The sequence below is a fragment of the Erythrobacter sp. JB3-1 genome, from assembly GCF_057364995.1.
Genome location: NZ_CP200289.1, coordinates 2,920,703 through 2,947,643 on the forward strand (window position 1 = coordinate 2,920,703; position 26,941 = coordinate 2,947,643).

33 protein-coding genes, 1 tRNA gene and 1 pseudogene are annotated in these 26,941 nt (G+C 57.0%); 2 read left to right on the forward strand and 33 right to left on the reverse strand.

The genetic code is table 11. The annotated features are described in order from the left end of the window. The 21 genes and pseudogenes from rplF to rpsL form a co-directional block, all read right to left on the reverse strand. A complete protein-coding gene (gene rplF, locus AC0V6M_RS13920) occupies positions 1–534 on the reverse strand; it encodes a 50S ribosomal protein L6 (RefSeq protein ID WP_486139393.1) in 534 nt (177 codons plus the stop codon). Next, positions 534–929: a 30S ribosomal protein S8 gene (gene rpsH, locus AC0V6M_RS13925; protein WP_486139394.1), complete on the reverse strand. Its 396-nt coding sequence runs from the start codon at positions 927–929 to the stop codon at positions 534–536. The genes rplF and rpsH overlap by 1 nt, the downstream gene beginning before the upstream one ends. An 11-nt stretch (positions 930–940) precedes the next feature. Beyond that, positions 941–1,246, reverse strand: coding sequence for a 30S ribosomal protein S14 (gene rpsN, locus AC0V6M_RS13930; protein ID WP_472638988.1), 306 nt, complete (start codon positions 1,244–1,246; stop codon positions 941–943). A gap of 40 nt (positions 1,247–1,286) precedes the next feature. Continuing rightward, positions 1,287–1,874, reverse strand: a complete 588-nt coding sequence (rplE, locus tag AC0V6M_RS13935; protein WP_486139395.1) for a 50S ribosomal protein L5 — start codon at positions 1,872–1,874, stop codon at positions 1,287–1,289. Further along, the gene (gene rplX / locus AC0V6M_RS13940; protein ID WP_472644974.1) at positions 1,867–2,187 is read right to left on the reverse strand and encodes a 50S ribosomal protein L24; all 321 of its coding nucleotides are present in this window, start codon (positions 2,185–2,187) and stop codon (positions 1,867–1,869) included. Before rplX ends, rplE begins: the two co-directional genes overlap by 8 nt. Next, positions 2,187–2,555 (reverse strand): 50S ribosomal protein L14, encoded by a 369-nt coding sequence (gene rplN / locus AC0V6M_RS13945; protein WP_010411138.1) that lies wholly within the window; start codon positions 2,553–2,555, stop codon positions 2,187–2,189. The genes rplX and rplN overlap by 1 nt, the downstream gene beginning before the upstream one ends. A gap of 83 nt (positions 2,556–2,638) precedes the next feature. Further along, positions 2,639–2,929 carry a 30S ribosomal protein S17 gene (gene rpsQ, locus AC0V6M_RS13950; protein ID WP_472638991.1) on the reverse strand — a complete coding sequence of 97 codons (291 nt, stop codon included), beginning with the start codon at positions 2,927–2,929 and terminating at the stop codon, positions 2,639–2,641. Between the two features lie 10 nt (positions 2,930–2,939). Further along, positions 2,940–3,161, reverse strand: a complete 222-nt coding sequence (rpmC, locus tag AC0V6M_RS13955) for a 50S ribosomal protein L29 (RefSeq protein ID WP_472638992.1) — start codon at positions 3,159–3,161, stop codon at positions 2,940–2,942. After that, a complete protein-coding gene (gene rplP / locus AC0V6M_RS13960) occupies positions 3,158–3,592 on the reverse strand; it encodes a 50S ribosomal protein L16 (RefSeq protein WP_472644970.1) in 435 nt (144 codons plus the stop codon). The genes rpmC and rplP overlap by 4 nt, the downstream gene beginning before the upstream one ends. A 14-nt stretch (positions 3,593–3,606) precedes the next feature. Continuing rightward, on the reverse strand, positions 3,607–4,302 hold the full coding sequence (gene rpsC, locus AC0V6M_RS13965) for a 30S ribosomal protein S3 (protein WP_486139396.1): 696 nt from the start codon (positions 4,300–4,302) through the stop codon (positions 3,607–3,609). A gap of 1 nt (position 4,303) precedes the next feature. Continuing rightward, positions 4,304–4,681, reverse strand: a complete 378-nt coding sequence (gene rplV / locus AC0V6M_RS13970; RefSeq protein WP_472644968.1) for a 50S ribosomal protein L22 — start codon at positions 4,679–4,681, stop codon at positions 4,304–4,306. Beyond that, the gene (gene rpsS, locus AC0V6M_RS13975) at positions 4,681–4,956 is read right to left on the reverse strand and encodes a 30S ribosomal protein S19 (protein ID WP_486139397.1); all 276 of its coding nucleotides are present in this window, start codon (positions 4,954–4,956) and stop codon (positions 4,681–4,683) included. The genes rplV and rpsS overlap by 1 nt, the downstream gene beginning before the upstream one ends. Positions 4,957–4,962: 6 nt before the next feature. After that, positions 4,963–5,799, reverse strand: a complete 837-nt coding sequence (rplB, locus tag AC0V6M_RS13980; protein WP_486139398.1) for a 50S ribosomal protein L2 — start codon at positions 5,797–5,799, stop codon at positions 4,963–4,965. 8 nt (positions 5,800–5,807) lie between these two features. Continuing rightward, the gene (locus tag AC0V6M_RS13985; protein ID WP_486139399.1) at positions 5,808–6,116 is read right to left on the reverse strand and encodes a 50S ribosomal protein L23; all 309 of its coding nucleotides are present in this window, start codon (positions 6,114–6,116) and stop codon (positions 5,808–5,810) included. Next, complete coding sequence (gene rplD, locus AC0V6M_RS13990; RefSeq protein WP_486139400.1) at positions 6,109–6,732, reverse strand: 50S ribosomal protein L4; 624 nt, start codon at positions 6,730–6,732, stop codon at positions 6,109–6,111. The genes AC0V6M_RS13985 and rplD overlap by 8 nt, the downstream gene beginning before the upstream one ends. A 4-nt stretch (positions 6,733–6,736) precedes the next feature. Beyond that, complete coding sequence (gene rplC, locus AC0V6M_RS13995; RefSeq protein ID WP_486139401.1) at positions 6,737–7,516, reverse strand: 50S ribosomal protein L3; 780 nt, start codon at positions 7,514–7,516, stop codon at positions 6,737–6,739. Between the two features lie 320 nt (positions 7,517–7,836). Beyond that, positions 7,837–8,148, reverse strand: a complete 312-nt coding sequence (gene rpsJ / locus AC0V6M_RS14000) for a 30S ribosomal protein S10 (RefSeq protein WP_086436159.1) — start codon at positions 8,146–8,148, stop codon at positions 7,837–7,839. Between the two features lie 342 nt (positions 8,149–8,490). Further along, positions 8,491–9,681 carry an elongation factor Tu gene (gene tuf / locus AC0V6M_RS14005; protein ID WP_486139402.1) on the reverse strand — a complete coding sequence of 397 codons (1,191 nt, stop codon included), beginning with the start codon at positions 9,679–9,681 and terminating at the stop codon, positions 8,491–8,493. Between the two features lie 91 nt (positions 9,682–9,772). Continuing rightward, positions 9,773–11,903: pseudogene (fusA, locus tag AC0V6M_RS14010) on the reverse strand (elongation factor G). Between the two features lie 106 nt (positions 11,904–12,009). Beyond that, the gene (gene rpsG / locus AC0V6M_RS14015; protein ID WP_472639005.1) at positions 12,010–12,480 is read right to left on the reverse strand and encodes a 30S ribosomal protein S7; all 471 of its coding nucleotides are present in this window, start codon (positions 12,478–12,480) and stop codon (positions 12,010–12,012) included. 137 nt (positions 12,481–12,617) lie between these two features. Beyond that, positions 12,618–12,989, reverse strand: coding sequence for a 30S ribosomal protein S12 (gene rpsL, locus AC0V6M_RS14020; protein WP_115366484.1), 372 nt, complete (start codon positions 12,987–12,989; stop codon positions 12,618–12,620). 566 nt (positions 12,990–13,555) lie between these two features. Here rpsL and AC0V6M_RS14025 point away from each other — a divergent pair. Then, positions 13,556–14,659, forward strand: coding sequence for a DNA cytosine methyltransferase (locus AC0V6M_RS14025; protein WP_486139403.1), 1,104 nt, complete (start codon positions 13,556–13,558; stop codon positions 14,657–14,659). Here the strand turns inward: AC0V6M_RS14025 and AC0V6M_RS14030 are convergent. The 4 genes from AC0V6M_RS14030 to efp form a co-directional block, all read right to left on the reverse strand. Further along, a complete protein-coding gene (locus tag AC0V6M_RS14030; protein ID WP_486139405.1) occupies positions 14,641–15,336 on the reverse strand; it encodes a hypothetical protein in 696 nt (231 codons plus the stop codon). The genes AC0V6M_RS14025 and AC0V6M_RS14030 overlap by 19 nt on opposite strands. Before the next feature lie 710 nt (positions 15,337–16,046). Then, positions 16,047–16,131, reverse strand: a tRNA-Leu gene (locus tag AC0V6M_RS14035). A gap of 54 nt (positions 16,132–16,185) precedes the next feature. Then, on the reverse strand, positions 16,186–17,019 hold the full coding sequence (locus AC0V6M_RS14040) for an inositol monophosphatase family protein (protein ID WP_486139406.1): 834 nt from the start codon (positions 17,017–17,019) through the stop codon (positions 16,186–16,188). A gap of 6 nt (positions 17,020–17,025) precedes the next feature. Continuing rightward, positions 17,026–17,589, reverse strand: a complete 564-nt coding sequence (gene efp / locus AC0V6M_RS14045; protein WP_472644960.1) for an elongation factor P — start codon at positions 17,587–17,589, stop codon at positions 17,026–17,028. A 175-nt stretch (positions 17,590–17,764) separates the two neighbouring features. Between efp and AC0V6M_RS14050 the strand changes: the two genes are divergently transcribed. Continuing rightward, entirely contained in the window at positions 17,765–18,193 is a 429-nt protein-coding gene (locus AC0V6M_RS14050) for an elongation factor P (RefSeq protein ID WP_486139407.1), read from the forward strand. A gap of 50 nt (positions 18,194–18,243) precedes the next feature. On the opposite strand, the gene AC0V6M_RS14055 is transcribed toward AC0V6M_RS14050, so the two are convergent. The 8 genes from AC0V6M_RS14055 to AC0V6M_RS14090 form a co-directional block, all read right to left on the reverse strand. Further along, positions 18,244–18,366: a hypothetical protein gene (locus tag AC0V6M_RS14055; RefSeq protein ID WP_486139408.1), complete on the reverse strand. Its 123-nt coding sequence runs from the start codon at positions 18,364–18,366 to the stop codon at positions 18,244–18,246. 6 nt (positions 18,367–18,372) lie between these two features. Continuing rightward, positions 18,373–21,168: a hypothetical protein gene (locus tag AC0V6M_RS14060; protein ID WP_486139409.1), complete on the reverse strand. Its 2,796-nt coding sequence runs from the start codon at positions 21,166–21,168 to the stop codon at positions 18,373–18,375. 493 nt (positions 21,169–21,661) lie between these two features. Further along, positions 21,662–22,852: a mannonate dehydratase gene (gene uxuA / locus AC0V6M_RS14065; protein ID WP_486139410.1), complete on the reverse strand. Its 1,191-nt coding sequence runs from the start codon at positions 22,850–22,852 to the stop codon at positions 21,662–21,664. A gap of 13 nt (positions 22,853–22,865) precedes the next feature. Then, positions 22,866–24,119, reverse strand: coding sequence for an Nramp family divalent metal transporter (locus AC0V6M_RS14070; protein WP_486139411.1), 1,254 nt, complete (start codon positions 24,117–24,119; stop codon positions 22,866–22,868). 206 nt (positions 24,120–24,325) lie between these two features. Beyond that, on the reverse strand, positions 24,326–24,964 hold the full coding sequence (gene thiE / locus AC0V6M_RS14075; RefSeq protein ID WP_486139412.1) for a thiamine phosphate synthase: 639 nt from the start codon (positions 24,962–24,964) through the stop codon (positions 24,326–24,328). Between the two features lie 79 nt (positions 24,965–25,043). After that, on the reverse strand, positions 25,044–25,934 hold the full coding sequence (locus AC0V6M_RS14080) for a fructose bisphosphate aldolase (RefSeq protein WP_486139413.1): 891 nt from the start codon (positions 25,932–25,934) through the stop codon (positions 25,044–25,046). A 114-nt stretch (positions 25,935–26,048) separates the two neighbouring features. Beyond that, positions 26,049–26,504: a PaaI family thioesterase gene (locus tag AC0V6M_RS14085; RefSeq protein ID WP_486139414.1), complete on the reverse strand. Its 456-nt coding sequence runs from the start codon at positions 26,502–26,504 to the stop codon at positions 26,049–26,051. Positions 26,505–26,511: 7 nt separating this feature from the next. Beyond that, complete coding sequence (locus tag AC0V6M_RS14090) at positions 26,512–26,940, reverse strand: DUF4440 domain-containing protein (RefSeq protein WP_486139415.1); 429 nt, start codon at positions 26,938–26,940, stop codon at positions 26,512–26,514. Position 26,941: the final 1 nt, after the last annotated feature.

Below are 26,941 nucleotides of genomic sequence, written 5' to 3' on the forward strand. Positions count from 1 at the left end.
TTACTTCTTCTTCCCTTCCTTGCGGAAGACATACTCGCCGCGATACTTGATACCCTTGCCTTTGTAAGGCTCAGGCTTACGCCAGCGGCGAATTTCAGCAGCAAGCTGGCCAACGGCCTGCTTGTCCATACCGGAAATCTCAACCGTGGTCTGATCAGGCGTCTTCACTTCGAGACCTTCAGGCACATCGATGTTCACATCGTGGCTGAAGCCAAGTTCCAGCTTCAAGGACTTGCCCTGAGCCTTCGCACGATAACCAACACCTGAAATCTCAAGCGTCTTGGTGAAGCCTTCGGTGACGCCCTCTACCAGGTTAGACACCAATGTACGGTGCATACCCCAGAACGAGCGAGCCAGTTTGGTGTCGTTCGCAGGCTTAACTTGGATCTCGTCACCTTCAACCGTGTAGCTGATGTGCTCAGACAGGCCCATCGTGAGAGTGCCCTTTGGGCCCTTCACGCTCAGCGTGCCATTCTCAATGCTGGCGGTCACCCCACTGGGGATGGCGACAGCTTTTTTGCCAATACGGCTCATCAGAACACCTCCGCCAGCACTTCGCCGCCGACGTTGCTATCGCGTGCTTCGTTATCCGAAAGCACACCACGCGGTGTCGAGACGATGGTGATACCAAGGCCGTTGCGAACAGTCGGAAGTTCTTTCGAACCCGAATAGACGCGGCGGCCAGGCTTAGAGACGCGGCTTACGTGCTTGATAGCAGGCTCGCCTTCGAAATATTTCAACTCAATCCGCAGCGCCGGGTGCTTGCCCGAGGTGTCTTCGCTGTAGCCACGGATGTAGCCTTCGCGCTGAAGCACTTCGAGAACGTTTGCACGCAGCTTAGACGCTGGCGAAAGAACGGAATCCTTCTTTGCCTGCTGTCCGTTGCGAATGCGGGTGAGCATATCACCCAATGGATCGGTCATAGCCATCTATCAGCTCCTCACCAGCTCGACTTGGTAAGGCCAGGGATCAGACCCTTGTTACCAAGATTCCGCAATTCAATGCGGTTGATGCCGAACTTGCGGTAGTAGCCGCGTGGGCGGCCGGTGGTCGCGCAGCGATTGCGAACCCGCGTTGGGTTCCCGTTGCGCGGGAGTTCCGCCATCTTCAGGCGCGCTACCAGACGTTCACTCTCGTCGAGTGAAGTGTCCTTCGAAATCGCCTTCAGCTTAGCGTACTTGTCTGCGTACTTCTTAACGAGCTTCTTACGACGCTCATTCTTATTGATCGAACTCAGTTTCGCCATTGGACTTAAGCTCTCTTCTCTAGTCGTTGCGACGCGCAGCTCACGCTGCCGCCTTTTCTTCAGACGGATTGGCTTCACCCTGGAAAGGGAAGCCGAGCAGACGCAGCAATTCGCGTGCCTCCTCGTCAGTCTTTGCGGTGGTGGTGACAATGATATCCATGCCGCGCACCGTATCGATCTTGTCGTAGCTGATCTCAGGGAACACGATTTGCTCCTTGAGGCCCATTGCGTAATTGCCGCGGCCGTCGAACGACTTAGCGTTCAGCCCGCGAAAGTCGCGGATGCGTGGCATTGCAACGGTGACCAGACGGTCGAGGAATTCATACATGCGGTCACGGCGCAGGGTAACCTTGCAACCAATTGGCATGCCTTCGCGCAGTTTAAACTGAGCGATTGATTTCTTCGCCTTAGTGATCACAGGCTTTTGGCCTGCGATCAGGGTCATTTCTTCAGCTGCGATTTGAACTTTCTTTTTGTCCTGGCTCGCCTCGCCCACACCCATGTTGAGTGTGATCTTTGCGATCTTAGGAACTTCAAGACGGTTTTTATAACCGAACTTCTCGGTCATCGCCTTGACGATCTGCTCGTCATACTTCGCCTTCAGGCGCGGAGTGTATGCATCAGCCATCGATGGTCTCTCCACTCTTCACAGCAACGCGAACCTTCTTGCCGTCCTTTTCTTCGAAACGGACGCGGGTTGGCTTGCCATCCTTCGGATCAGCCAATGCAACCTTGGAGATGTTCATCGGTGCTTCAAAGCGATCGATGCCACCTTGCGGGTTTTGCTGGCTTGGTTTGCGGTGGCGGGCAGCCACGTTGATGCCTTCGACAACGACCTTGCCATCTTTTGGCATGACCTTTTGGACAGTGCCGGTGCGGCCCTTGTCCTTGCCCGAAAGCACAACGACGCTGTCGCCCTTCTTGATCTTAGCAGCGGCCATTAGAGCACCTCCGGCGCAAGGCTGATGATCTTCATGAAGCCGCGGCCGCGAAGTTCGCGGACCACTGGGCCAAAGATACGAGTACCGATTGGCTCTTCGCTCTTGTTGACCAGTACAGCGGCATTGCTGTCGAAGCGGATCACGCTGCCGTCTGGGCGGCGAACGTCCTTCTTCGTGCGCACGATGACAGCGCGATGAACATCGCCCTTCTTCACCTTAGCGCGTGGCTGAGCTTCCTTGACGGAAACCACGATCACGTCGCCCACGGAGGCAAACCGGCGCTTAGACCCGCCCAGCACTTTAATGCACTGGACGCGCTTTGCGCCGCTGTTGTCCGCGACGTCGAGATTGGATTGCATCTGGATCATTGATCCGTTTCCTTCTCATTGGCTTGCCGAAACCAGTCCGGCAGTTCCTACGCGTGTCCTCGCCAAGGCGAGGATCAATTCAATCAGTTACCGGCTGCCTCGACATCGAGATCAGCTTCGACCGCCTGGGTACCGCCTGCGGTAACCCGGTCTTTTACGATCCAGGTCTTGGTCTTGGAGATCGGTTTCGTCTCCTCGATCCGCACAACATCACCAACGGCAAATTCGTTCTTTTCGTCGTGAGCGTGATACTTCTTCGAACGACGGATGATCTTCCCATACAGCGGGTGCTTCACCTTACGTTCGACCTTCACGGTCACGGTCTTGTCGGTCTTGTCGGAGGTGACAGAGCCGATCAGAATACGTTTTGGCATTGTCTACTCCTTAAGCCTTCGCAGCGGCTGCTGCGCGCTCGTTCTGCAGCGTCTTGATCTGAGCAATTGTGCGGCGCACTTGCTTGATCCGAGCTGGAGCTTCGAGCTGGTTGGTTGCAGCCTGGAACCGCAGATTATACTGCTCACGCTTCAGCTCGGTGAGCTCAGCCGAGAGTTGATCGTCGGTCTTGGTGCGAAGATCTTCGACAGCGATACTACCTTTAGCCATCATTTGCCTCCCAGGTGAGAGGTGTCGCCCAAACGAGCAACGACCTTGGTCTTGATTGGCAGCTTCATGGCCGCACGCTCAAACGCTTCCGCAGCGATCTTGCCTGGGACACCGTCGAGTTCGAACAGGATGCGGCCCGGCTTTACGCGAGCAGCCCAGAATTCAACGGAGCCCTTGCCCTTACCCTGACGAACTTCGGCAGGCTTCTTGGACACTGGCACATCAGGGAACACACGGATCCAGAGGCGACCTTGACGGCGCATGTGACGCGTGATCGCTCGGCGAGCCGCTTCGATCTGACGCGCGGTGATCCGCTCAGGCTCGAGAGCCTTCAGGCCATAGGAGCCAAAGTTCAAAGTCGTGCCGCCTTTGGCGTCGCCTTTGATCTTGCCCTTAAAGGCCTTGCGATACTTGGTTTTCTTCGGTTGCAGCATTGTCTCTACCTACCTCAGCGAGCCGGCCGGACGCCGGAAGTCTGAGCTTCCATCATCAGGCGATCCTGCGCAGTTGGATCGTGAGCGAGGATCTCGCCTTTGAAGATCCAGCACTTAATGCCGATGATCCCGTAAGCGGTAAGCGCTTCGGTTTCGGCATAATCGATGTTGGCGCGCAGTGTGTGCAGCGGCACACGGCCTTCACGGTACCATTCAACGCGCGCAATCTCTGCACCGCCCAAACGGCCACCACATGTGATCTTGATGCCTTCTGCGCCGAGACGCAGAGCGGACTGAACGGCGCGCTTCATCGCACGGCGGAAAGCCACACGGCGAATGAGCTGATCAGCAACGCCTTGAGCAACGAGCTTCGCATCGATTTCCGGCTTGCGGATCTCAACGATGTTCAGCTTCACTTCGCTCGAGGTCATCGTCGCCAGCTTGGCGCGCAGCTTCTCGATGTCCGCACCCTTCTTACCGATGATAACACCGGGACGGGCAGCATAGATCGAAATGCGGCAAAGCTTGGCTGGACGCTCGATCACCACCTTGGAAATCGCAGCTTGTGGCAGCGACTTGATGATGAACTTGCGGATCTCAATGTCTTCCTTGAGCAGGCTCGCGTAGTCACGCCCTTCGGCGTACCAGCGACTGTCCCAAGTACGGTTGATCTGCAAGCGCAGACCGATCGGATTACTCTTCTGACCCATCTTACGCCTCTTCCTCTTCGCGAACTACGATGCGCAGCTTGCTGAACGGTTTCAGGATGCGGGTCGATTTACCACGGCCACGTGTGTGGAACCGCTTCATGGTAATCGCTTTACCGACCGAAGCCTCAGCAACGACGAGCGCGTCGACGTCGAGATTGTGGTTGTTTTCCGCGTTAGCGATCGCCGATGCGAGAACTTTCGTCGCATCCTTGGCCATTGCCTTCTTCGAGAAGGTGAGGATGTTAAGAGCCTCTTCGACCTTCTTGCCGCGAATTTGCTGCGCCACGAGGTTCAGCTTTTGCGCGGAACCACGAATGGAGGTGCCGACGGCCAAAGCCTCGTTATCAGCAACACGGCGAGGTGACTTTGCCTTGCCCATTAGCGCTTACCCTTCTTGTCGGCAGCGTGGCCAGGGAATGTCCGCGTAGGCGAAAACTCACCAAGCTTGTGCCCGACCATTTCCTCGGAAACCGAGACCGGGATGAACTTGTGGCCATTATAGACGTTGAACGTCAGACCGACGAATTGCGGCAAAATCGTAGAGCGACGCGACCAGGTTTTGATCGGCTTGCTGTTGCCTGCCTCTTGTGCGTCCTCCGCCTTCTTCAGAAGGCTGAGCTCGACGAAAGGACCTTTCCAGACGGAACGTGCCATCGTGTCTTACCTCTTCTTCTTGGCGTGGCGCGAACGGATAATCATCTTATCCGTCTGCTTGTTTTTGCGAGTACGTGCACCCTTGGTCGGCTTGCCCCATGGGGTAACCGGGTGACGACCGCCCGAAGTCCGGCCTTCACCACCACCGTGGGGGTGATCGACAGGGTTCTTAGCGACACCACGCGTCAGCGGCTTAATGCCCATCCAACGCCGGCGACCGGCCTTGCCCAGGTTTTGGTTTTGGTTGTCAGGGTTCGACACTGCACCAACCGTACCCATGCAGTCAGCCCGCAGGTAACGCTGCTCACCAGAGTTCAGGCGCGCGATGACCATGCCGCGGTCACGGCCGACCAGCTGGACATAAGCACCAGCAGAGCGAGCGATTTGACCGCCCTTGCCCGGCTTCATCTCAACGTTGTGGCAGATCGTACCAACCGGCATCTGACCCAGAAGCATGGCGTTGCCAGGCTTCGTATCGGTCTTCTCACCAGCTACAACCGTTGCACCAACATCGAGACGCTGAGGGCACAGGATGTAAGCTTGCTCGCCGTCCTCATATTTCAGAAGCGCGATGAAAGCCGTACGGTTCGGGTCATATTCGATCCGTTCGACGGTTGCAGGAACATCCCACTTCCGACGTTTGAAATCGATGAAGCGGTACTTTTGCTTGTGACCGCCGCCAATGCCACGCGAGGTGACATGACCTTTGTTGTTCCGGCCGCCGGACTTACGCTTGCCTTCCGTGAGCGACTTGACCGGCTTGCCCTTCCAGAGGCTGGTCTTGTCGACAAGGATAAGGCCGCGACGTGCGGGGCTTGTCGGTTTATAATTCTTGAGTGCCATGATCCGCCTCAGATACCGCTAGTGATATCGATCATTTCACCCTCAACGAGGGTAACGATCGCTTTTTTCACGTCGATGCGCTTGTAAGGTTTACCCTTCCAGCGCTTGGTCTTGCCCTTGGTCACGATGGTGTTAACCGAAGTGACCTTCTTGTCGTAGATCGCTTCAACCGCCTCTTTGATCTGCGACTTGGTCGCATCAAGTGCCACCTTGAAAACCACCGCATTGTTCTCCGAAAGAAGTGTCGACTTCTCGGTGATGTGCGGGGCCAAGATCACGTCATAGTGACGGGCATCAACTTCTTGCTTTTTAGCCATTGAAGCGCGCCTCCAGCTTTTCGACAGCATCCTTGGTGAGGACCAGCGTGTCGTGGTTCAAAATGTCATAAACATTCGCGCCGGCTGCCGGCATCACATTGATACCTGGCAGGTTGCCAGCGGCCTTCTTGAAGCCGTCGTCAATGCTGTCGCCGTCGATAACCAACACCTTGCCAGCCCAACCAGCCTTTTCGAGGTGCCCTTTGAGCACCTTGGTCTTAGCTTCTTTCATCGCCAGGCTGTCGAGAACGACCAAGCCGTCCTTAGCCTTGCTGGATAGAGCCATCTTAAGGCCGAGTGCGCGAATTTTCTTGTTCAGCGACTGGTTGAAGTCACGCTTGCGTGCACCGTGGGCTTTACCACCACCGATGAAGATCGGAGCAGAACGAGCACCGTGACGAGCGCCACCTGAACCCTTTTGCGCGCCGAACTTCTTACCGGTGCGAGCCACATCCGAACGCTCACGCGTTGGACGAGCGGTTCCGCGGCGATTTTCCAGCTGCCAGGTCACAACCCGGTGCAGAATGTCGGCTCGCGGAGTTACGCCGAACACATCATCATTAAGAGTGATGTCGCCCGAAGCCTTCCCGTCGATTTTCTGGACTTTGACTTTCATGGTCTCAGCCCTCCTTGTTTTCATCGGCTGCAGGCGCTTCGGCCTCAGCAGCAGGGGTGTCAGCAGCAGCCTCAACCGGCGCAGCTGCTTCAGCGGCTGGCGCAGCAGTTTCAATAACGGCGCCCGGGAACGGAAGATCGTTCGGCATTGCGAGCTTCACAGCGTCGCGAACCAGCAACCAGCCATTCTTCGAACCAGGGACCGAACCCTTGATGAAGAGCAAACCACGCTCAGCGTCCGTACGGACAACTTCGAGGTTTTGCTGGGTACGCTGACGGTCACCCATGTGACCAGCCATCTTCTTACCCTTAAACACGCGGCCCGGATCCTGACGGTTACCCGTCGAACCGTGCGAACGGTGAGAGATCGAAACACCGTGGGTGGCGCGCAAACCGCCGAAGCCCCAACGCTTCATGGCGCCAGCAAAGCCTTTACCCTGAGTGTGACCAGTGATGTCGACCTTTTGACCAGCCAGGAAGTGATCAGCGCTGATAGTAGCGCCGACAGGGACAAGGCCCTCTTCGCTTTCGACCCGGAATTCAGCAACCTGCTTCTTCAGCGCGACTTCCGCTTTCGCGAAATGCTCACGCTGTGGCTTAGCTACATTCTTTTGTTTCGCAGTACCTGCGCCGAGCTGGACAGCGAAATAGCCATCACGCTCTGCGGTGCGGTGCGAGACAACCTGGCAATCTTCCAGTGCGAGAACGGTCACGGGAACGTGACGTCCATCGTCCTGGAACAGGCGGGTCATCCCGACTTTCTTTGCGATCACGCCAGTGCGCATCGTCAAAACTCCTAAACAGAGGCACTCAGGGCCCATCCCAAAGTGCTTGCGAACCCGCCCAAAACAGACAGATCCATTCAACCCAAATTTTATGCATCGCCCCGTCCGGGCTGAATGCTCGCACAGCCACATGGCCGGTTGAGCGAGACGGGGGACGCAGACCCGGCGTAGTCCGAAGACAATACCGGCGGTATCCCTATGTCTTGCTGGCATTTTCCGCTTTGGGAGAATGCTAGCGGGGCCATAAGGGCCCCAAAACTCTCGGTCAGTTTATGATGGTCCGTACCGAAGACCTCGCCCCACTAACGCAGGGCAGTAGATTAAGCGAGCTTAATCTCAACATTTACGCCAGCAGCCAGATCAAGCTTCATCAAAGCATCGACAGTCTGAGCGTTAGGCTGCACGATATCGAGCAACCGCTTGAAGGTGCGCACCTCGAACTGCTCGCGCGACTTCTTGTCGATGTGCGGGCCGCGGTTCACGGTGAACTTCTCAATGCGCGTTGGCATAGGAATGGGGCCACGAATAAGAGCACCCGTACGACGTGCTGTTTCAGCGATTTCGCCAGTTGCCTGGTCGAGAACGCGGTGGTCGAACGCCTTAAGGCGAATACGGATATTCTGAGCTTCCATTACCTGTACCAATGCGAAAGAGCCAAAGAGGTTTTTACGCCTCTCAAAAAAGAAAAAGGCCCGCCCCGCTGTTCTCCGGATTTCCCGGAACGGGCGGCCTTATAAAATTGCGTTGCCGCGAACGAGATCCTCGGCCTGTGGAGGCGCGTATACGGAGAGACCCGCCCTGTGGCAACCCCTGAATTGCGGTCATAAAAAACCGCCTCTCAAAAGCATGCATTTGGGCGCGCCAGACGCGCAGCTCACCTCACATAAAAAGGGCCCGGCTCTCACATTGAGAACCGGGCCACTCTTTATCGCTGCACCCCGTGAGAGGCGCGAAACGTGAGAGGCGCGAAACGCTTACTTGGTGATCTTAGCAACCACGCCCGAACCAACGGTACGGCCGCCTTCGCGGATCGCGAAGCGAAGACCTTGGTCCATAGCGATTGGAGCGATCAGCTTAACGTTGATCGTCACGTCATCACCCGGCATTACCATCTCGGTGCCCTCTGGGAGGATCACTTCGCCGGTCACGTCGGTGGTGCGGAAGTAGAATTGTGGACGGTAGTTTGCGAAGAATGGCGTGTGACGGCCACCCTCATCCTTCGAAAGAACGTAAACGTTCGCTTCGAATTCGGTGTGCGGGCTAACCGAACCAGGCTTACAAAGAACCTGACCACGCTCAACTTCTTCACGGCCAACGCCGCGGATCAGTGCGCCGATGTTGTCGCCAGCTTCGCCCGAGTCGAGCAGCTTGCGGAACATTTCAACGCCGGTAACGGTTGTCTTGGCGGTGTCTTTGATGCCGACGATTTCAACTTCGTCACCAACATTGACCTTACCGGTTTCAACACGGCCGGTTACAACAGTACCGCGACCAGAGATCGAGAACACGTCCTCGATTGGCATCAGGAAGTCCTGATCCACTGGACGGTCTGGCTGTGGGATGTGCTCGTCAACAGACGCCATCAGAGCCTTGATCGACTCAGCGCCGATTGCTTCGTCACGGCCTTCCAGAGCAGCAAGAGCTGAGCCCTTGGTGATGGCGATATTGTCGCCGTCAAAGCCATACTCGCTGAGCAGTTCACGAACTTCCATTTCGACGAGTTCGAGGATTTCCTCGTCGTCGACCTGGTCAACCTTGTTCATGTAAACAACCAGAGCCGGAACACCAACTTGACGCGCAAGCAGGATGTGCTCGCGAGTTTGTGGCATTGGACCGTCGGCTGCGTTCACAACCAGGATCGCGCCGTCCATTTGCGCCGCACCAGTGATCATGTTTTTAACATAGTCAGCGTGGCCTGGGCAGTCGACGTGTGCGTAGTGACGTGCTTCGGTTTCGTATTCAACGTGAGCGGTCGAGATCGTGATCCCGCGCTCGCGCTCTTCCGGAGCCTTATCGATGTTTGCAAAGTCAACGGCTTCGCCGCCTGAAGCTTCAGCCATCACTTTGGTGATCGCTGCAGTCAGAGTGGTTTTACCATGGTCAACGTGACCAATGGTGCCGATGTTGCAGTGCGGCTTGTTCCGCTCGAATTTTTCCTTCGCCATGTCTCGTATAAACCTTCTATCTAAATTGAATTCCTACGGGGAAAAGGCGCGCCCGCTGAATCAGGCGCAGCCCCTAGCCCCTGCGATCAGCTTAAGCAAGCTTCTCTTTGACTTCCTGTGCAACACTCGCCGGCACTTCGTCGTAGTGACTGAACTGCATGGAGTATTGCGCACGGCCCTGGCTGAATGAGCGAAGCTCGTTCACGTAACCGAACATGTTTGCGAGCGGAACCATTGCTTCGACAGCTTGGGCATTGCCCCGGCTATCTGTGCCTTGGATCTGACCGCGGCGGCTGTTGAGATCGCCGATGACGTCGCCGAGATACTCTTCAGGAGTAACAACCTCAACCTTCATCACTGGTTCAAGCAGTTTGATACCGCCACGCTCTGCTGCTTCGCGCATTGCGCCCTTACCGCAGATTTCAAACGCCACGGTGGACGAGTCGACATCGTGGAACGCACCATCTGTGAGGTGGATCGTGAAGTCGATGATTGGGAAGCCAATGAGATAGCCACTGTCGGCTTGCTCACGGATGCCCTTCTCAAGCGATGGGATGTATTCCTTAGGAATATTACCGCCCTTAATGCTGTCCTCGAACACGATGCCCTGACCGCGCTCACCCGGAGTGAAGGTCGCTTTGGCACGAGCAAACTGCCCGGTACCACCCGATTGCTTCTTGTGGGTGTAATCGACGTTGATTTCACGGCCCAAGCTCTCGCGATATGCCACCTGAGGCGCACCAACGTTAGCTTCAACTTTGAACTCGCGCTTCATCCGGTCGACGAGAATGTCGAGGTGAAGCTCGCCCATGCCCTTGATGATCGTCTGACCGCTTTCGTGGTCAGTCGTAACGCGGAAGCTTGGATCTTCAGCAGCCAAGCGATTGAGCGCAACGCCCATCTTCTCTTGGTCAGCCTTGGTCTTCGGCTCCACAGAGAGTTCGATAACTGGATCCGGGAATTCCATCCGCTCAAGAATGATCGGGTGCGCTGGATCGCAAAGCGTATCACCAGTGGTGGTCGCCTTCATGCCGGCCAATGCGACGATATCGCCCGCGAATGCTTCTTCGATGTCCTTACGGTCATTGGAGTGCATTTCGAGGATACGGCCGATCTTTTCCTTCTTGCCCTTCACAGAGTTCAAGACGGTGCCCTTTGTCAGCTCACCGGAATAGATGCGGGTAAAAGTCAGCGAGCCAACGAATGGATCGTTCATAACCTTAAACGCAAGCGCCGCGAACGGCACAGCATCGTCGGATGCGCGCGAGATCTTCTTCTTCAGAATCAGGCTTAACACCCTTAATCGCTTCCACGTCGAGCGGGCTCGGCATGTAGTCGACAACCGCGTCGAGCAAAGGCTGAACGCCCTTGTTCTTAAACGCACTGCCGCAAAGCACAGGAACGAAGCTCTGGTTGAGCGTACCCTTACGGATGAGCTTCTTCAGCGTAACCGCGTCAGGCTCGTTGCCTTCTAGATACGCTTCCATCACGTCATCGTCTTGCTCAACAGCAAGCTCGATCAGCTTCTCACGGTATTCAGCCGCTTCATCGGCCATGTCCGCTGGAATCTCGCCATAGACGTATTCTGCGCCGAGATCTTCGTTCTTCCAAGTGATCGAACGCTGGTTCACCAGGTCAACCAGACCCGTAAGATCAGCTTCGATACCGATTGGCAGATACAGCACAGCCGGTGTCGCACCGAGACGCTCGATGATCGAGTTCACGCAGTACTTAAAGTCGGCGCCGGTGCGGTCCAATTTGTTGATAAAGCACATTCTTGGTACTTTATACTTGTCGGCTTGGCGCCATACGGTTTCGGACTGAGGCTCCACCCCAGCCACGCCGTCGAAGCAGGCAACCGCGCCATCAAGCACGCGCAGCGAACGTTCAACTTCAATCGTGAAGTCAACGTGGCCCGGAGTATCGATGATGTTGATCCGGTGCTCAGGTGTCTTACGCAGCTCTTTCGGGTCGCTCATAGGATCCATCGTCGGATCTTCTGGGTTCCAGAAACAGGTCGTCGCAGCGGACGTAATCGTGATGCCGCGCTCTTGTTCTTGCTCCATCCAGTCCATGGTCGCAGCGCCATCATGCACTTCGCCAATTTTGTAGGACTTTCCGGTGTAATACAGGATGCGTTCGGTCGTAGTCGTCTTACCAGCATCGATGTGAGCCATGATGCCGATATTGCGATAGCGCTCCAGCGGATACTCGCGGGCCATATCAAATTCCTCGGATAGGTTTGTGGGGGTGAACCAATGTCACCCCCATATAGTGACGTTTATGACAGCGGTAAGTCCTACCGCCACCCATGTTACCAGCGCCAGATTACCAGCGATAATGCGAGAACGCGCGGTTGGCGTCAGCCATCCGGTGCGTATCTTCACGCTTCTTCACCGCATTGCCGCGGTTGTTAGCCGCATCCATCAACTCACCAGAAAGGCGCGCGCTCATGGTGGTTTCCGGACGACCGCGAGCAGCCGAGATCATCCAACGCAGCGCCAGTGCCTGAGCGCGCTCTGGACGCACTTCGACAGGAACCTGGTACGTCGCACCACCAACACGGCGGCTGCGCACTTCGACCTGCGGCTTGATGTTGTTGATCGCATCATGGAAAACCTGAAGCGGATCGGTCTTGGCCTTCGCCTCAACCGTATCAAGCGCTGAATAAACAATACCTTCTGCAGTGGACTTCTTACCGTCCAGCATCAGGTTATTCATGAACTTCGACAAAACCTGATCACCAAACTTGGGATCCGGCAAGATAACCCGCTTTTCGGGCCTACGACGACGTGACATATTTCTTAACTCCTTCGGAGTGGCCGCTCACATCCGTGAGCGTCCTGCGGCACCGGCCCACTCCCCCACCCGGCCACCCAAAGAATACCTCTGATAGGGTATCCGGGTGCGGGAGTGGGCCGCCGCCGCGTTAAACCTTACTTCGGACGCTTCGCGCCGTACTTCGAACGGCTCTGCTTGCGGTCCTTGACCCCTTGTGTGTCGAGCACGCCGCGCAGGACGTGGTAACGCACACCGGGAAGATCGCGCACACGGCCGCCACGGATCAGCACAACGCTGTGCTCCTGGAGGTTGTGGCCTTCGCCCGGAATGTAGGAGATGACTTCGCGCTGGTTCGTCAGGCGCACCTTGGCAACCTTACGCAGAGCGGAGTTCGGCTTCTTTGGCGTCGTTGTATAAACGCGTGTGCAAACGCCGCGCTTTTGCGGGTTTGCTTCCATCGCAGGGACCTTGGACTTGGCCTTCTGCGGAACGCGGCCCTTGCGGACCAGCTGGTTAATCGTAGGCATTGAATACCTTCACCTTTTATTCTGATCCGGCGGGATTACCGGATCAGGACGCCCCTTCCGGGCGCGGAACCGGTTCCCACTTCCGCATGAAGGGGCTCGGTCCTGGCCGCTGAGGCAGGCACTTGGCTGGTCGGATGAAGTGAAGTTCGTTCAAGCGGCCCGTTCGTGCTGAGCCTGTCGAAGCATGACGGGCCGCCCACGCGGTGCGCAGAAACAAACTGAAACACTCCACCCGGTAACAAAGCACCGGGTTACTTTGACGGCCGCCCCAACCCTCCCGCAAAGCTGTCATCCTGAACTCGTTTCAGGATAACAAACGTCGGAAGAGCAAATAGAAAAGGCCTAGCTCAAGCGAGCGAGGCCTCCGGGACTTAACCGGCAATGTTCAGCTCTATTTGGCCGGGGTGTGCACGCAGCACGCCTCGGATGAGCGCGCTTTTAGCGGGGGGTGGCGCGGGGGTCAAGGGAAGGAGACAAAAAGGTCCAAATTGGTTGATTAACCCCAAAATTTACAGCAAGAACACTTGTGGAACGCCGACTATTGAATCATAGTATACGTTATGCATGTGGCAAAACATATTCCATGGGAAATATCGGACGAGCGACGCGAAGAGTACGCTCGATTATCACGCCAATCACAATTAGCGCGAAAAGAGGCCAACAAACGGGCCGCGCAAGAGCCGGATATACCGCTAACGATTGCATACGATCCAACTCTAGATATGCCCCAACTTACCAGCAATGGCATACGTACGCTGTCCTTGTTTAGTGGAGGTGGTGGTTTGGATCTCGGCTTCGACCGAGCGGGCTTCAGCCATACTGCATCGTATGACGTGCTCGAATTCGCAGGCGACACCATCCGAGCTAACAGGCCAGATTGGACGGTGGTTGCGGGCTCTCTTGGTGATGTTACCCAAATCGATTGGAGTAACTACAGAGGCAAAGTCGATTTGTTGCATGGCGGCCCTCCTTGCCAGCCATTTTCAATTGCCGGTCGGCGCAAGGGAAGTAATGACCAACGTGATATGTTTCCAGACTTTCTACGGGCGGTCGAAGAAATTAATCCAGACGTTTTCGTGGCCGAGAACGTACTGGGCTTCCTCTCCTCGAATTTCGCGACATATCGGGAGAAATTGTTTGGTAAGATCAGCGAATCCTACCAGCTCTCCACTTTCGTTCTATCTTCAAAGGATTTCGGCGTCCCCCAAGATCGAAGACGAGCGATTATTGTCGGAGCTAAGCGCAAAATTGGGCGAACGTTCGATCCTAGCCTTATACGAAAAAGCGCCACTTCTCGTGGCGTTCGAAGCGCACTGGGTCTTCGGATGTGTGGCAAAGATGGCCCCGCCCCGACGCTTCGCTGCACACTTACTGGACCTCGTCAAACAACCTCCGTTGCCAACAGCACTGCTTCAGTAAGTAAGTGGGCCGACCTAGGAATTTGGCCCCACGGCGTATCGCCTAGTCGATCAATAGCAGCGGCTTTCCCAACGAAAAACCAGACTTATCGGCTCTGTGTCGAGGAATGCCAAATTCTACAGGGATTTCCACTAGATTGGAAATTTGTTGGAGCAGTATATCAACGCCTGGGACTGATAGGGAATTCAGTTTGCCCTCCGGTAGCATACGCCCTTGCCAATAGTGTGGCGGATCAACTTTTCAGAGATTGATTCACCAAATCGCGTAGCACTTGCGCGTGACGGTCGGTGATTTTAGGAAATTTCTCCAGTGTGGCTTTGGGAATATGTGGATTATTAAGCGTACTGCCGCGCTGCAAAACATAGCCGCAACGCATTCTCAATAGCTCCAGCATACGCTCAGGTGAAAAACCTGCTTCGCGGTCCATGAAGTCGTAGTATTCACCCTTGCTCAATTGCTTCTTATGAAGAGATTGAGCGTCGGCGAGTGTGTAGTTCGTCTTTTCTCCGACACAATTATTAAGATCGCTGAGCGTGAGCCTCTGCGGTGCGAGTTTAGCGAGTTTAAAATCTACTTCGATATATTTTCGCTTACTCTCTATCCATGGTGCCATCATGCTTGGCGATGCATAGCGTGTATACCTCAGAGCGTTTCCACTCGGCGTGTAGAAACCGAAAAGCCAGTGCTTACCTACCCACTTGTCAATATGATCTTGACTGAAGTCCCTAACTGTCGTCACGCTTTCTTTCGTCGTACTCTTCAACTCAAATTCGATCGGGCCAGCTTTATGCTCCAGTATTGCGTCAGTGCCTGACCTACTCTTGTCGTTGGGCGCAGACAGCTCGAAAAGTTCGATCTGCTCAATTTCGCGTCTATCATCTTGAACCGCCATGATTGTCGAATTGTAGGTGAACTTAAAGAAACGCAACGTTTTTTTGAATTTTCTTTAGAATTGTAGTCTCTGCGTCATGTTCAAAGTTACATCAATGCAACAACGCTCTCTGATCGCTGACCGGTCCATTACCAGCAAGCGACCCCGCGCGATGACGCTTGGTGCTTTGTCACTGGCTTAGTCGCGGAGCACGGCGCGCAGCGCCGCAAGGCCCTTGTGGCCGCCCGCAGCGATGCGCCTGAAAGGCGCGTGAGCGAGGATATCGCAGCACGGATGTGCTGCGGAAAACAAAAACTCATCCCCTCTTGGCTCACCCCATCGAGATTGCGCCAAGACTCTTGGTGCCTCCCACCAATCTCGCGCCCCGACGCCTGAGTTATTTGTTTACGCGCTGGCGCTGCGCGCCGTCTACGCCTGCGGCTCCGACTCCAAGCGCCGGGCGGCGGACATCCGTCCGCCTTGGCTTTCCTCGCATAAGCTCGGGCGGGCGTGCGCCCTTGCGGTCCGCTGGTCGCGGACCGAGCCATTCCCGGCCAGCAGCCTAGTGCTATGACGCTTGGTGCTTTGTCACTAGCTTGGTGGCGGAGCACGGCGCGCAGCGCCGCAAGGCCCTCTGTCCTCAAGTAGCGAAGCGGTAGGACAACAAAGACGCCCGCCCGCAGCGACGCGATCTTTGATCGCGTGAGCGAGGATATCGCGCTGGCGGATGCCAGTGCGCAAAACCAAAAAACCAAAATCAAAGATTTTGGTGCCCCTGGCCCGACTCGAACGGGCACTCCGTTAGGAACTCGATTTTGAGTCGAGCGCGTCTACCAATTCCACCACAGGGGCACACCATGCGTGAAGCGCGCCTGTTAGCCGCGCCCCGCGCTCACATCAAGAGCCTTACTTCAGGGAATTCGCCAGCAGCTTATGCAGCTTAGAATGCAGGCCATTGTTCGCGGCCAGCACTTGCTGGGAATGGATCGGACTGGAGCGACCGCGAAAATCGCTGACGAAGCCGCCCGCCTCGCGGATCAGCAAGCATCCTGCCGCCGTGTCCCAATCGTTCAGCCCGCTTTCCCAGAAGCCATCAAAGCGCCCCTGCGCGACATAGGCCAAGTCAAGCGACGCGGCGCCAAAGCGGCGGATCCCTGCGACCTCTGGACCGATGGCGCCGAAAATGCGGCTCCATTCGGCAAAATCGCCGTGGCCCGCAAACGGAATGCCGGTCGCGATCAAGGCGTCGCTCATCTGCGAACGACCCGACACGCGCAGGCGCGCATCCTGCAGCCATGCGCCGCGGGTCTTCTCTGCCCAATAGGTGTGATCTTCGATCGGATGATAAATCACCGCCGCGGTCACATCGCCCCAGGCATTGCCCTTCGCATCCGGCCCTCCCAGGCGCGGCTCCTGTACCGCTATCGAAATTGCAAAATGCGGAATGCCGTGGAGGAAATTGCTGGTCCCATCCAAGGGATCGATGATCCAGCGCGGCATATCGGGATCGCCCTCGATAATGCCCGCCTCTTCCAGCACAAAGCCCCAACCGGGCCGCGCCTTCAGCAGCTCGTCATACAGCGTACGCTCAGCGCGCATATCGGCCTTGCTGACAAAGTCTGCCGGGCCCTTGCGGCTCACCTGAAGGTGCTCCACCTCGCCAAAATCACGGCGCAAACGCCCGCCCGCTTTGCGCGCGGCGCGCTCCATCACGCGGATGAGACCTGAAAACATCGACATGAGAAGTTAGCCCGCTTTCCCGACATAGGTCTGTTCGTAGACATCCACGATGATGCGTGTGCCAGCGCCAATATGCGGCGGCACCATGATGCGCACGCCATTGTCGAGCACAGCAGGCTTATAGCTGGACGAGGCGGTCTGCCCCTTCACCACGGCATCGGCCTCAACAATCTCAGCCTCAATCTGGTTGGGCAACTGAACCGAAATCGGCTTTTCTTCCCACAGTTCCAGCTGGACCTCCATCCCGTCTTGCAGGAACGGCCGCGCATCGCCCAGCAGATCGGACGGCAGCATGATCTGCTCGTAATTCTTCTGGTCCATAAAGACGAGCATATCGCCGTCTTCATAGAGGAATTGATAGTCCGAGGTATCCAGGCGAACCTTCTCAACCGTGTCAGCGCTGCGGAAGCGGACGTTGGTTTTGCGACCGTCCTGCAGGTTCTTCATCTCCACCTGCATATAGGCCCCGCCCTTGCCAGGCTGGGTGTGCTGGATCTTGGCAACTTTCCAGATGCCTTTTTCATACTCGATGATATTGCCGGGACGGATATCGACGCCGCTGATCTTCATGGGGCTTGTGGCCTTCTTGTCGGAAATAATGGGTACGCGCCCGATGATCGGGCAACCTTGCGGCTGCGCGCATAGCCGAGGCTTCAGGCGAGGTAAAGCTGGGCATGATTATGGCAAACACATGGTAAACGTGGTGGTGCGCCCATTTGCCGCATGATAACGGGGCCAAATGAAAATGCGCTATGTCATAGGAATAACGGCTTTTGCAGCGGCGATCGCAGCCATGGCCCCGCATGCGCGCAGTCAAAATCCCGGCGCAGGCACAGGCTCTGGAGTAGGCCAGGCCAGCGGCGATGGCAGTATGCTGTCGACCATGCCGCAGGGCAATTATCAATGCGCCCTGCCCGGCGATGCAACCGGCGCGGCCTATGATGTGATCGAGGATGCCGGCTTTCGCCTCGGCGCAGCCTCCAGCTACAGCAGCGAGCAAGGCGGCGGCGTATACCTGCTAAAGGGCCGCGTGCTGACCTTTACCCGAGGCGCCAAAAAGGGCGAACGCTATCGCCGGATCGGCACGAACCAACTTCAAAAACTGGACGCAAACGGCCGTTTAACAAAGGTTCTTTGCACCCGCACAGGCGCACAGCGTTTTAGCCGGGATTAGATTGCGGTTGTGGTGTTGATGGCTGCCATGTCCGACCGCCAAAGGCTGCCTTAAGCTGACGCGATTTCAGACATCAGTGTCCGCTTTTCTGGCGGGAAGCGAACCTCGGCAAAGGCCCGCTCCCCACCATCCATCATCATCTCTTCACACGCGCCATCGAACCGGCGCATCATTCCAGCTCAGAACCCAAATCCGACACCGACGCGGCCACTGACCTCGCCGTCGCCCGTGTTGCCGCCGACACCAGCCGACAGATAGACGCCTTCGGATACCGCGCCCGTGATTGATCCAGCAAAGCCTTGCTGACCATTGTAGGTTGCGGCGTTCACCCATACCGAGAAATTCTTGCCCGGAATAATGGGGGCGTTGCCCATCGCGATGGCCGCTGCAATGCCGCCTGACAGCCCTTCGTTGACGTCTTCGAGACGGAAGCTGAGGTCTTGCACCCTTCCTGACAGAGCATCGAACTGAGCGGTCGAGACTTGGGCAACAGCGTTCAGCGCTACCCGGACATTGTCGACCGAGGCAGCAGTGGCAACGCTCTGACGGCCCAAAGTGCCATTGGCATCCACCGTCACGACGTCCACTGGCCCCTGCTGAGCCGTAGTGCTTGCATCAATATCACCGATCCGCACCGAGCTACCCGTCCCGCCCAGCGTCACTTGGTTGGCCGCTGTTGTGGTCGCCCCTGCGCCGATCGCAGTTGAGCCTTCCTGATTGACAAACGCACCATTGCCTAGCGCCAGTGCATCGGCAGCCTGCGCTCGAGAACTACCCCCGATAGCAATCGCACCAGCAATGGTTGCACGGGCATTACCGCCAATCGCCGTTGCCTCCGCGCCGCGAGCAAAGGTGCTGTTACCCAATGCAAAGGCATCATCGCCGCGCGCCACAGCACCCTCGCCCAGCGCAGTTGCGCCCACCGATTCGGCCAAAGCGCCCGTACCCACTGCCAAAGCGCTCACCCGCGTTGCACTCGCGTCTGAACCAATCGCAATGCCGTTATCCTGCTGAGCAACCGCATCCGCACCTAACGCAACTGACGATGCGCCTAAGGCCTGCGCTCTGACAGCTCCGGCAAAGCTGTCCTCAGCATTCGCCACCGCATCCGCGCCCAGCGCAACCGCGCCGGCAGCCGTCGCCTGCGCTCTGGCGGCACCGGCAAAGGTACCTACACCGGTTGCATCCGCATCCACTCCTAGCGCGGTAGCGCCCTCAAGCTGTGCGCGGGATCGCCTGCCCACGGCCACCGCATCCAAGCCATTACTAGCGGCTCCCGCACCAAAGGCGATTCCACCGTCCCTTGTTGTGTCGGAACTCGCCCCAAGCGCAATCGCGTCAGTCCCGCTTGCATTAGCACCTCCGCCTTCTCCGGATTCCGGCGACCGGCCGCCAATCGCGATTGAAGCAGCCCCTCGCGCTGCAGAGCTTTCGCCGCCGGCAAAGCTGCTCGCACCGGCAGCATTCGCAAATTGGCCAATTGCGGTCGCCCCTTCGTCCCTCGCAATGGTACGGAAACCAATCGCAACAGCCGCATCGCCACCAAAAGCGAAAGCAGAGGTTCCAATCGCAATGGCATTCGCTTCCAACGCGTTTGCAGCGCCGTCACCACCATCATCCGTTCCAATCGCGATTGCACCGGTGGCACTGGCAATGGCGCCCGTGCCCAAAGCAGTGGCGCGCTCGGCTGTGGCCTGGGCTGTCGCACCAATTGCCGTTGCGCCTTGAGCCGTTGCCTGTGCACCAGGGTCTCCTTCTGAACCCAAATTGCCGCCAATGGCGGTGGCGCCGGTTGCGCTGGCGGCTGAACTGAAGCCAACTGCCACAGAGGTTCCGCCGGTCGCATCGGCTCCCGCGCCAAAGGCAGATGCTCCGTCCCCGGTCGCGCTGCTGATCAAACCGACACTTGTCGCAAATGTCCCGGAAGCAGATGAGCGCTCGCCGAGCGCTACAGCCGCGGAGCCTTCTGCGGCTGCATCCAGCCCAATAGCAATCGCTCCACTTGCGGTTGTGCTGGCAGTGCGACCGATTGCAATCGAGTCGTTTGACAGGGCGTCAGCACTCGCGCCCAAAGCAACAGCGCCTTCGCCGGTTGCCTGCGCGCCTGAGCCGTTTTCGCCGTTCTCTTCGCCGCCGATAGCAATGGCTCCTGTCCCGCTGGCCTCAGAATTGTTACCAAGCGCTACTGCGGAGGCCGCGGTCGCAGCAGCCTCGCTGCCAATTGCGGTGCTTAAAAATGAATCTGCGAAGGCCGCCTCGCCAATTGCGATAGAGTTGGATCCAACCGCTTCGGATGCTGAGCCAAGAGCAACCGATTGATTTCCGGTCGCAAGGGCGTTTTCACCAAAAGCGCTTGCAGCATCACCGCTGGCCGTCGCGCTCGAGCCGACTGCGGTCGAAATATCGCCGCTGGCGATCGCTTGGCTTCCGACCGCCGTGCTGCCGAAATCGCTCGCCACGGCATCTGAACCAATGGCTGTTGCATTAATATCAGTCGCTTGCGCGCCCAGAATGTCTGCATCGCCTCCGTCTCCGCCGATGGCGGTTGCGCCAGTTTGCGTAGCACTCGTAGCCACGCCAATTGCTGTAGACCCAGACCCAGAGGCGAGGCTGTTAACGCCGAATGCACTCGAATTGTCGCCGCTCGCGTTTGCCGAAACGCCTACTGCAGTGGTTTGTACATTTGTAGCTTGGCTGATAGTGCCAATTGCCGTTGAATTTCCCCCAGTGGAAACCGAGTCTGCGCCAATCGCTGTTCCCCTGAGTGACGATGCGTCGGCGCCCACTCCGCAAGCGAGCGTGTCATCATCACCATTGTCGTCAGTGGCACCGCCAGTGGTATCGACATTGGTATCGGCATCGCCATCTCCATTGGTGTCGAGCAGGCAGGTTTCCGCCTGCGCGGGTGCGGGTTGGAAGCTTAGCGCAGCCAAAGTTGCTGTGGCAGCGGTCGAAAGTAGAAGTGTCTTTTTCATGGGTAATGTCCCTGTCTTGCTGGTGTTGTTCACATTCAAGACGAGGCGCATTTGGTTGCTGCCCATATAGGAGAGCGGCCCAATGAGGCGTGACCAATTGGCGGGATCGTACGTTCACCAATCAGCCACACCTCACCGGCAGGGCGCCTCGTCTTCAAGGCACGTGATGACAGGCGACCGTTGTAATGAGCGTTGTAAAAGCGTTGTAAAAAGCGTTGTAATTTTCGTTTTCGGCCACTTTTTTTGCGAAAAATGGGCTTTTTTCGGGTTTTCAGCCGGATTTCAGAAAATCTTGGACCAATTCCATGAATCGGGTCGAAACCGATTCGCGGCCCAACAGCAGGTGATTCTGGCTCTCAACGCTGGCCAACTGCAAACCCGGAATTCGCGACCTACGGCAAGGCACTTAACTTGCATCATTGACTGGATGTGGGTCAGGAAAAGATCATCACTTTAGCCAAACGCCGACATACCCGCACAAGCGCACAGCGTTTCAGCCGGGATTAGCAGACGCAGAAAGCGCGCGGATGGCTCCGCGAATTTCCGCCAATCCTTTCATCCTGCCAATCGCTGAATAGCCTGGATTGGTCGCCTTTGAGATGTCTCCCATCATCAAATGGCCGTGATCCGGCCGGATAAAGACCTCGCGCCCCGTCGCTCGCTCGTTAGCGAGCAAATTGCGGATCACGCTTAGCATATCGATGTCGCTATCCAGGTGGCTCGCCTCGATGAATGTCCGCGGCTCTGCTGGATCGCGCGAGACACCGCGCAAATGCGCAAAGTGTATGCGGTCCCGGTAATCGTGCGCCATTTGCGGCAAATCATTGTCGGGCCTGCTGCCATAGGTGCCAACGCACAAGGTAATGCCGTTTGATGGGCTTGGAGCCGCAGCAAACAGCTTGTCCAGATCGGCCGGTGTGCAAATCACGCGCGGCAATCCAAACATATTCCATGGCGGATCATCGGGATGGATGGCGAGCTTTACGTCCAGCTTTTCGGCGGCGGGCAGGACGCGCTTAAGGAACCCGGCAAGGTTTGCGCGCAATTGGTCGTGATCCATCCCATCATACCTCGCCAGGATGGCGCGAAAATCATCAAGCGAATAAGCATCGGTCATCTTGCCCGGAAGCCCGGCGATGATCGTCTTGGTGAGACTATCAACCTCTTCCTGCGACATCCCATCAAATGCGGCCTTTGCGCGCGCCAATTCTGGCTCGTTATAATCCGCATCAGCGGCAGCGCGCTTCAGAATGAAGAGATCAAACGCAGCAAAGCGATCTTGATCAAATTTGAGCGCATACGCCCCGTTTGGCAGGCGGTGGCGCAAATCCGTTCTTGTCCAATCGATCACAGGCATGAAGTTGTAGCAGATGGTCTTGATCCCCTCTGCCGCGAGGTTTTCCATGCTCTCGATCCAAGCCTGAACATAGGCCTCGTGCCCTGCTGCGCCGAGCTTAATATCTTCGTGCACCGGAATGCTTTCAACTACGGTCCAATGCAGAGTTGAGCCGGGCACATTGCCTTCTTCAATCATTGCACGGTGGCCCGCAATCTGCTTGCGCGGCCAAGGCTGGCCAATCGGAATATCGTGCAAGGCACTGACGATATCCGTGGCGCCCGTTTGGCGGATCTCTTCCAGACTGACCGGATCGTTTGGCCCAAACCAACGCCAGGATTCGCGCATAATCGTCGCTCCGTTAAATCATGCCCATCAGGCCTTGAAAGCCCATATAGCCGGTGACGAGTGAGAACAGGAATATCGCCCCGAGTCCGGAATTCGTCAGCCATGAATGGCGATATTCGCCCATTAAATCAGCGCGATTGCCCAGATACATAATACAAGCAACCGTGACCGGAAGCAGCACCACGTTGAAGGCCTGACTTAGGATCAGGACCAGAACCGGCCTCGCATCGAAAAGCGGCACGACAAGCCCCAGCAACGAGATGATCCCGACGAACAATCGGTACTGCCAAAGCGTCATATCGCGCGGCGTGCTGCGGTAATCGCACAGCAGCCACGGGATTAGAATGAGGTTGGGAAACTGCGAGGAGACCCCAGCGGCGATGATGCCAACGGCAAAGATGGAAACGGCGAGCGGTCCCGCAAGTGGCTCAAGCAAGCCGATCATTTGCGAGGCTTTTTCGAGCGCGATGCCTTCTGCGAACAGGCTGCCCGCGGCGGCCGCCATGATTGATGCGCTGATGATGAACATCATTACCGCCGCGAATGCCGCGTCACGGCGCTGTTGCTGGTTTTGGGCAATCGTCCAACCAGCTTCCTTCACCAGGGTGGTGCGCATGATGAACAGACCGGAGAATATGGTGGTGCCGACCATTGAGGCTATCAGCAGCAAGGGCCCGGCTTCGCTTGACCCGACATCGGGCACAGAAGGCACCAAACCTGCGGCCATATCCGAAACGGGCGGCATCAGAATAAAGAAATTGAGCACGAAGCAGACGCCCATAATGGCGACGACCACAGCGAGAATGCGCTCAAAAATCTGCGTGTGACCGCCCCAGAAGATATAATAGGCAATCGCACAGAAGAACGCGGCGCAATAAAGCGGCTTGATCCCACCCGGAATGAATGTCTTGGACCATTCGTAAGCGATCTCAGCCACGATGCCCATAACGCCCATAAGGCTAGCAAATACGCCAATGCCAAGGGCAGCGATAAAGAACAGGCCAACTGCCGGATGGATATGTTTGCGAAACGCCTCAAGCGCGGTTTCGCCAGTCACCAGTGTGTAGCGGCCATAGGTCGCAACCATCAAAAAGGTCGCGGCGCAGGAAATGAGCACCGTCCACAAGAGCGCCATGCCGTAATTGGCTCCTGCAGAAGCCATGGTCGTGACGCTGCCGGTGCCAATGTTAAAGCCGATGAGGAATATTCCGGGCAGGAACAGAGCCAGCTTGGATCTCCAGCTGGTAGCCTTTCCTGCCTCTGTCATGGCATTGCCTCACGGGACCCCATTTGTGCCCACTCCTCTTCCCTAACTCTTTCCAGTCAGGGTAAAGATTGATGGGTTAACTGTCCATCAGACACAATCGGCTCATGGATTGGCATGGCTTGCACCAAAGCTCGGAACTGGGTCGGCGTGACTAGGCCGAGTTTTGATTGGTTGCAGTGGTTTAAGCGCGCAGCCTAGAAAGCGCCCTAATCCCGCAAGACCTTCGCAAAGGCCTCAATCGCGGCCACTTCATCGCCATTCCAGACCGCGCCCGAAACGGCGAGGAAGTCTGCCCCCGCCTCCACCAAGGGTGCGCAATTATCTGGCGTGATGCCGCCGATGGCCACGCAGGGGATCTCGAACAGGCCGGCCCAAAATTCAATCAGCTCTGGCTCGGGGCGCTCGGCATCGCCCTTATCCTTTGTGGTCGAGGGGAAGAATGCGCCAAAGGCCACATAGTCTGCGCCTGCCTCGCCTGCTTCCATCGCCAGGTGGCGTGAGGCGTGACAAGTGACGCCGATCTGCGCCTCGCGTCCCAGCTCTTCGCGCGCTTCCTTTGGGTCGCCGTCGCCCTGCCCCAAATGCACACCGTCCGCCTTCAGGCGTTTTGCGAGCGACACGCTGTCATTGACGATAAAGGCGACATCGTGCGCGGCGCAGATCGCTTGCAAAGGCTCTGCGAGCGTCGCTGCCTCGTGGCTATCCAACCCTTTGACCCGGAATTGAAAGGCAGTGACTAGGCCTTTGCCCGCCGCGAGTGCGCGTTTGAGCCGCTGAGGAAAATCGCCGCCTACCTCTAACGGTGAGATCAAATATAGCTGCGTATCGTGATTATCATTGGCCATGCTGCGCGCCTTAGTCCGCTGCGCCGCCCGCGCCAATCCCCCCAATCACAATCGCTGCGTTACAATCGCTGCGGGGAGACTAGCCCGCAACGCTGGCGGTGCAGATCTTGTCGATGGCTTTGCCGAGCGTGTCGTCGAACTCCGCATCGCTTTGCGCCGCGCGCAAATCTTGCAGCAAGCCGCGGCTAAAGCTCGCGATCATACCGGGATTGTGAGCGAGCTTCTCGCATGCCTCATCGGTGGAGAAACCACCCGACAATGCAACCACGCGCAGCACATTGGGGTGGGCGATGGCTGGGGCATAGAGGCCGCCCTCAACCGGGATAGATAGCTTCAACATTACCTTGCGGCCTGTAGGCAGGCTATCCAGTCCCTTCATAATTTCGGCCAGCAAAATGCGCTCGCCTTCCGCACGGTCTGCGGCGGTGATGTCAAATTCCGGCTCCAGCATAGGCACAAGACCCGCGTCAGCGATTTGGTTGCCGACCGCGAATTGCTGCTCCACCACTTTGGCGATGCCGGCGGCGTTCGCAGACTTAATGACAGAGCGCATTTTGGTGCCGAACATGCCATGACCGACAGATTTTTCGAGCAGCGCGGGAAGCTTATCCAGCGGCTTCATCATTTGCACGCCGTCCGCTTCGTCAGCGAGGCCTTGATCGACCTTGATAAACGGCACAATACCGCGCTCTTTCAATGCATCAGCGGTTGAGGCACCCTCAACCTCGCTATCCATCGTGCGCTCAAACAGAATGGCGCCGATGATCTTGCCATTGGCGAAACTAGGCGAGGTGATGACACGGCTACGCATGTCATGGATGCGCGCGAACATCTCATCATCGCCGGACCATGCTTCATCAGAAATTCCGTAGCCGCGCAGAGCCTTTGGCGTGGAGCCGCCTGATTGATCCAGCGCCGCGATAAAGCCTTGGCCGCCAGCGATCTTGGCTGTCATTTCATCGAAATTCATCGGAAGTCCTCATTCACCTTGGATGCTATAAGGTGTGCTGATGCATACCTATGCGAGAGCGCGTCTGAGCGCGCTTTAGCCAGCCCATTGACTGCCCGCAACCAGCCATTTGCTTTATACAGGCTTCTTGCCCAGGCGCCGGATAATCCCGGTGAAGCTGAGTGCGGGATTGCCGTCGGCTGTTACCATGCCGCGCACGAAGATTGTTTTGCCCCCGCCGCGTGTCACCTCGCCGCGCGCCTCGACCAGTGATCCATTGGGCACTGCGTCCAGAAAATCGCCTGCGAGATTGAGCGTTACCGCGGTCCCACCGTTCAGCTCATCCGTGGCAATCCCGAACAGCGCGAAATCGGCAAAGGTCAGCAGGCAGCCGCCGTGCATAAAGCCCCCGCCATTCATATGGCGGTCCTGCGCGCGGAATGCGCTTACGTAGCTGCCATCATCCTGACGCAGCATGTAAAACGGGCCGGATTGCGTCTCAAAGGCATCGTGGTTCCAATGGTACCAGCCTTCAAACTCGCCCTGTTCACAGCGAACCGCGCCGCCATATCCATATTCAGTCTCGCTCATGCGCGCATCAATTCCACAGCTGGAGGTTCTGGATCGCAGCGGGCAGCGATTCTTCGGGGTCTGTGCGCGAGAGGCTTCGCTCGGCAAGTTTCCAATTGTTGCCAACCGCGCCCTTGCGCCACAGATCCGTCAGCCAGAATTGGCCGGACCAATCGCGCGCGCCGATCCGCATTTCCAGATCAACCCCGGCGGCGAACCAGGCGCATTTTCCATGCTTGTTGATGATCACCTCGCGAAAGCGATAGGCGGAGCAGCCAAAGCGGCCCTCTGCCGCCTCCAGAAAGCTAGGCCGGTCAAGCAATTGCGAGCGGTCTGCGCCGACGATCATCATGAAATCGCGCCGCACAAGCTTGCGCAGATCGCGGTTATCACGCCGCATCCAGGCCCGCATAAAGCGGTGCTCCAGCGTCTCAATCGTGGCGGCAAAATCGGCCATG

Bases quoted from the DNA above. Each gene is read 5' to 3' on its own strand.
- rplF (WP_486139393.1), bottom strand. From the start codon at position 534: ATGAGCCGTATTGGCAAAAAAGCTGTCGCCATCCCCAGTGGGGTGACC.
- rpsH (WP_486139394.1), bottom strand. From the start codon at position 929: ATGGCTATGACCGATCCATTGGGTGATATGCTCACCCGCATTCGCAAC.
- rpsN (WP_472638988.1), bottom strand. From the start codon at position 1,246: ATGGCGAAACTGAGTTCGATCAATAAGAATGAGCGTCGTAAGAAGCTC.
- rplE (WP_486139395.1), bottom strand. From the start codon at position 1,874: ATGGCTGATGCATACACTCCGCGCCTGAAGGCGAAGTATGACGAGCAG.
- rplX (WP_472644974.1), bottom strand. From the start codon at position 2,187: ATGGCCGCTGCTAAGATCAAGAAGGGCGACAGCGTCGTTGTGCTTTCG.
- rplN (WP_010411138.1), bottom strand. From the start codon at position 2,555: ATGATCCAGATGCAATCCAATCTCGACGTCGCGGACAACAGCGGCGCA.
- rpsQ (WP_472638991.1), bottom strand. From the start codon at position 2,929: ATGCCAAAACGTATTCTGATCGGCTCTGTCACCTCCGACAAGACCGAC.
- rpmC (WP_472638992.1), bottom strand. From the start codon at position 3,161: ATGATGGCTAAAGGTAGTATCGCTGTCGAAGATCTTCGCACCAAGACC.
- rplP (WP_472644970.1), bottom strand. From the start codon at position 3,592: ATGCTGCAACCGAAGAAAACCAAGTATCGCAAGGCCTTTAAGGGCAAG.
- rpsC (WP_486139396.1), bottom strand. From the start codon at position 4,302: ATGGGTCAGAAGAGTAATCCGATCGGTCTGCGCTTGCAGATCAACCGT.
- rplV (WP_472644968.1), bottom strand. From the start codon at position 4,681: ATGGGCAAGGCAAAGTCACCTCGCCGTGTTGCTGATAACGAGGCTTTG.
- rpsS (WP_486139397.1), bottom strand. From the start codon at position 4,956: ATGGCACGTTCCGTCTGGAAAGGTCCTTTCGTCGAGCTCAGCCTTCTG.
- rplB (WP_486139398.1), bottom strand. From the start codon at position 5,799: ATGGCACTCAAGAATTATAAACCGACAAGCCCCGCACGTCGCGGCCTT.
- AC0V6M_RS13985 (WP_486139399.1), bottom strand. From the start codon at position 6,116: ATGGCTAAAAAGCAAGAAGTTGATGCCCGTCACTATGACGTGATCTTG.
- rplD (WP_486139400.1), bottom strand. From the start codon at position 6,732: ATGAAAGTCAAAGTCCAGAAAATCGACGGGAAGGCTTCGGGCGACATC.
- rplC (WP_486139401.1), bottom strand. From the start codon at position 7,516: ATGCGCACTGGCGTGATCGCAAAGAAAGTCGGGATGACCCGCCTGTTC.
- rpsJ (WP_086436159.1), bottom strand. From the start codon at position 8,148: ATGGAAGCTCAGAATATCCGTATTCGCCTTAAGGCGTTCGACCACCGC.
- tuf (WP_486139402.1), bottom strand. From the start codon at position 9,681: ATGGCGAAGGAAAAATTCGAGCGGAACAAGCCGCACTGCAACATCGGC.
- rpsG (WP_472639005.1), bottom strand. From the start codon at position 12,480: ATGTCACGTCGTCGTAGGCCCGAAAAGCGGGTTATCTTGCCGGATCCC.
- rpsL (WP_115366484.1), bottom strand. From the start codon at position 12,989: ATGCCTACGATTAACCAGCTGGTCCGCAAGGGCCGCGTTCCGCAGAAG.
- AC0V6M_RS14040 (WP_486139406.1), bottom strand. From the start codon at position 17,019: ATGTCGATGTTTTCAGGTCTCATCCGCGTGATGGAGCGCGCCGCGCGC.
- efp (WP_472644960.1), bottom strand. From the start codon at position 17,589: ATGAAGATCAGCGGCGTCGATATCCGTCCCGGCAATATCATCGAGTAT.
- AC0V6M_RS14050 (WP_486139407.1), top strand. From the start codon at position 17,765: ATGCGCTATGTCATAGGAATAACGGCTTTTGCAGCGGCGATCGCAGCC.
- AC0V6M_RS14055 (WP_486139408.1), bottom strand. From the start codon at position 18,366: ATGATGCGCCGGTTCGATGGCGCGTGTGAAGAGATGATGATGGATGGT.
- AC0V6M_RS14060 (WP_486139409.1), bottom strand. From the start codon at position 21,168: ATGAAAAAGACACTTCTACTTTCGACCGCTGCCACAGCAACTTTGGCT.
- uxuA (WP_486139410.1), bottom strand. From the start codon at position 22,852: ATGCGCGAATCCTGGCGTTGGTTTGGGCCAAACGATCCGGTCAGTCTG.
- AC0V6M_RS14070 (WP_486139411.1), bottom strand. From the start codon at position 24,119: ATGACAGAGGCAGGAAAGGCTACCAGCTGGAGATCCAAGCTGGCTCTG.
- thiE (WP_486139412.1), bottom strand. From the start codon at position 24,964: ATGGCCAATGATAATCACGATACGCAGCTATATTTGATCTCACCGTTA.
- AC0V6M_RS14080 (WP_486139413.1), bottom strand. From the start codon at position 25,934: ATGAATTTCGATGAAATGACAGCCAAGATCGCTGGCGGCCAAGGCTTT.
- AC0V6M_RS14085 (WP_486139414.1), bottom strand. From the start codon at position 26,504: ATGAGCGAGACTGAATATGGATATGGCGGCGCGGTTCGCTGTGAACAG.
- AC0V6M_RS14090 (WP_486139415.1), bottom strand. From the start codon at position 26,940: ATGGCCGATTTTGCCGCCACGATTGAGACGCTGGAGCACCGCTTTATG.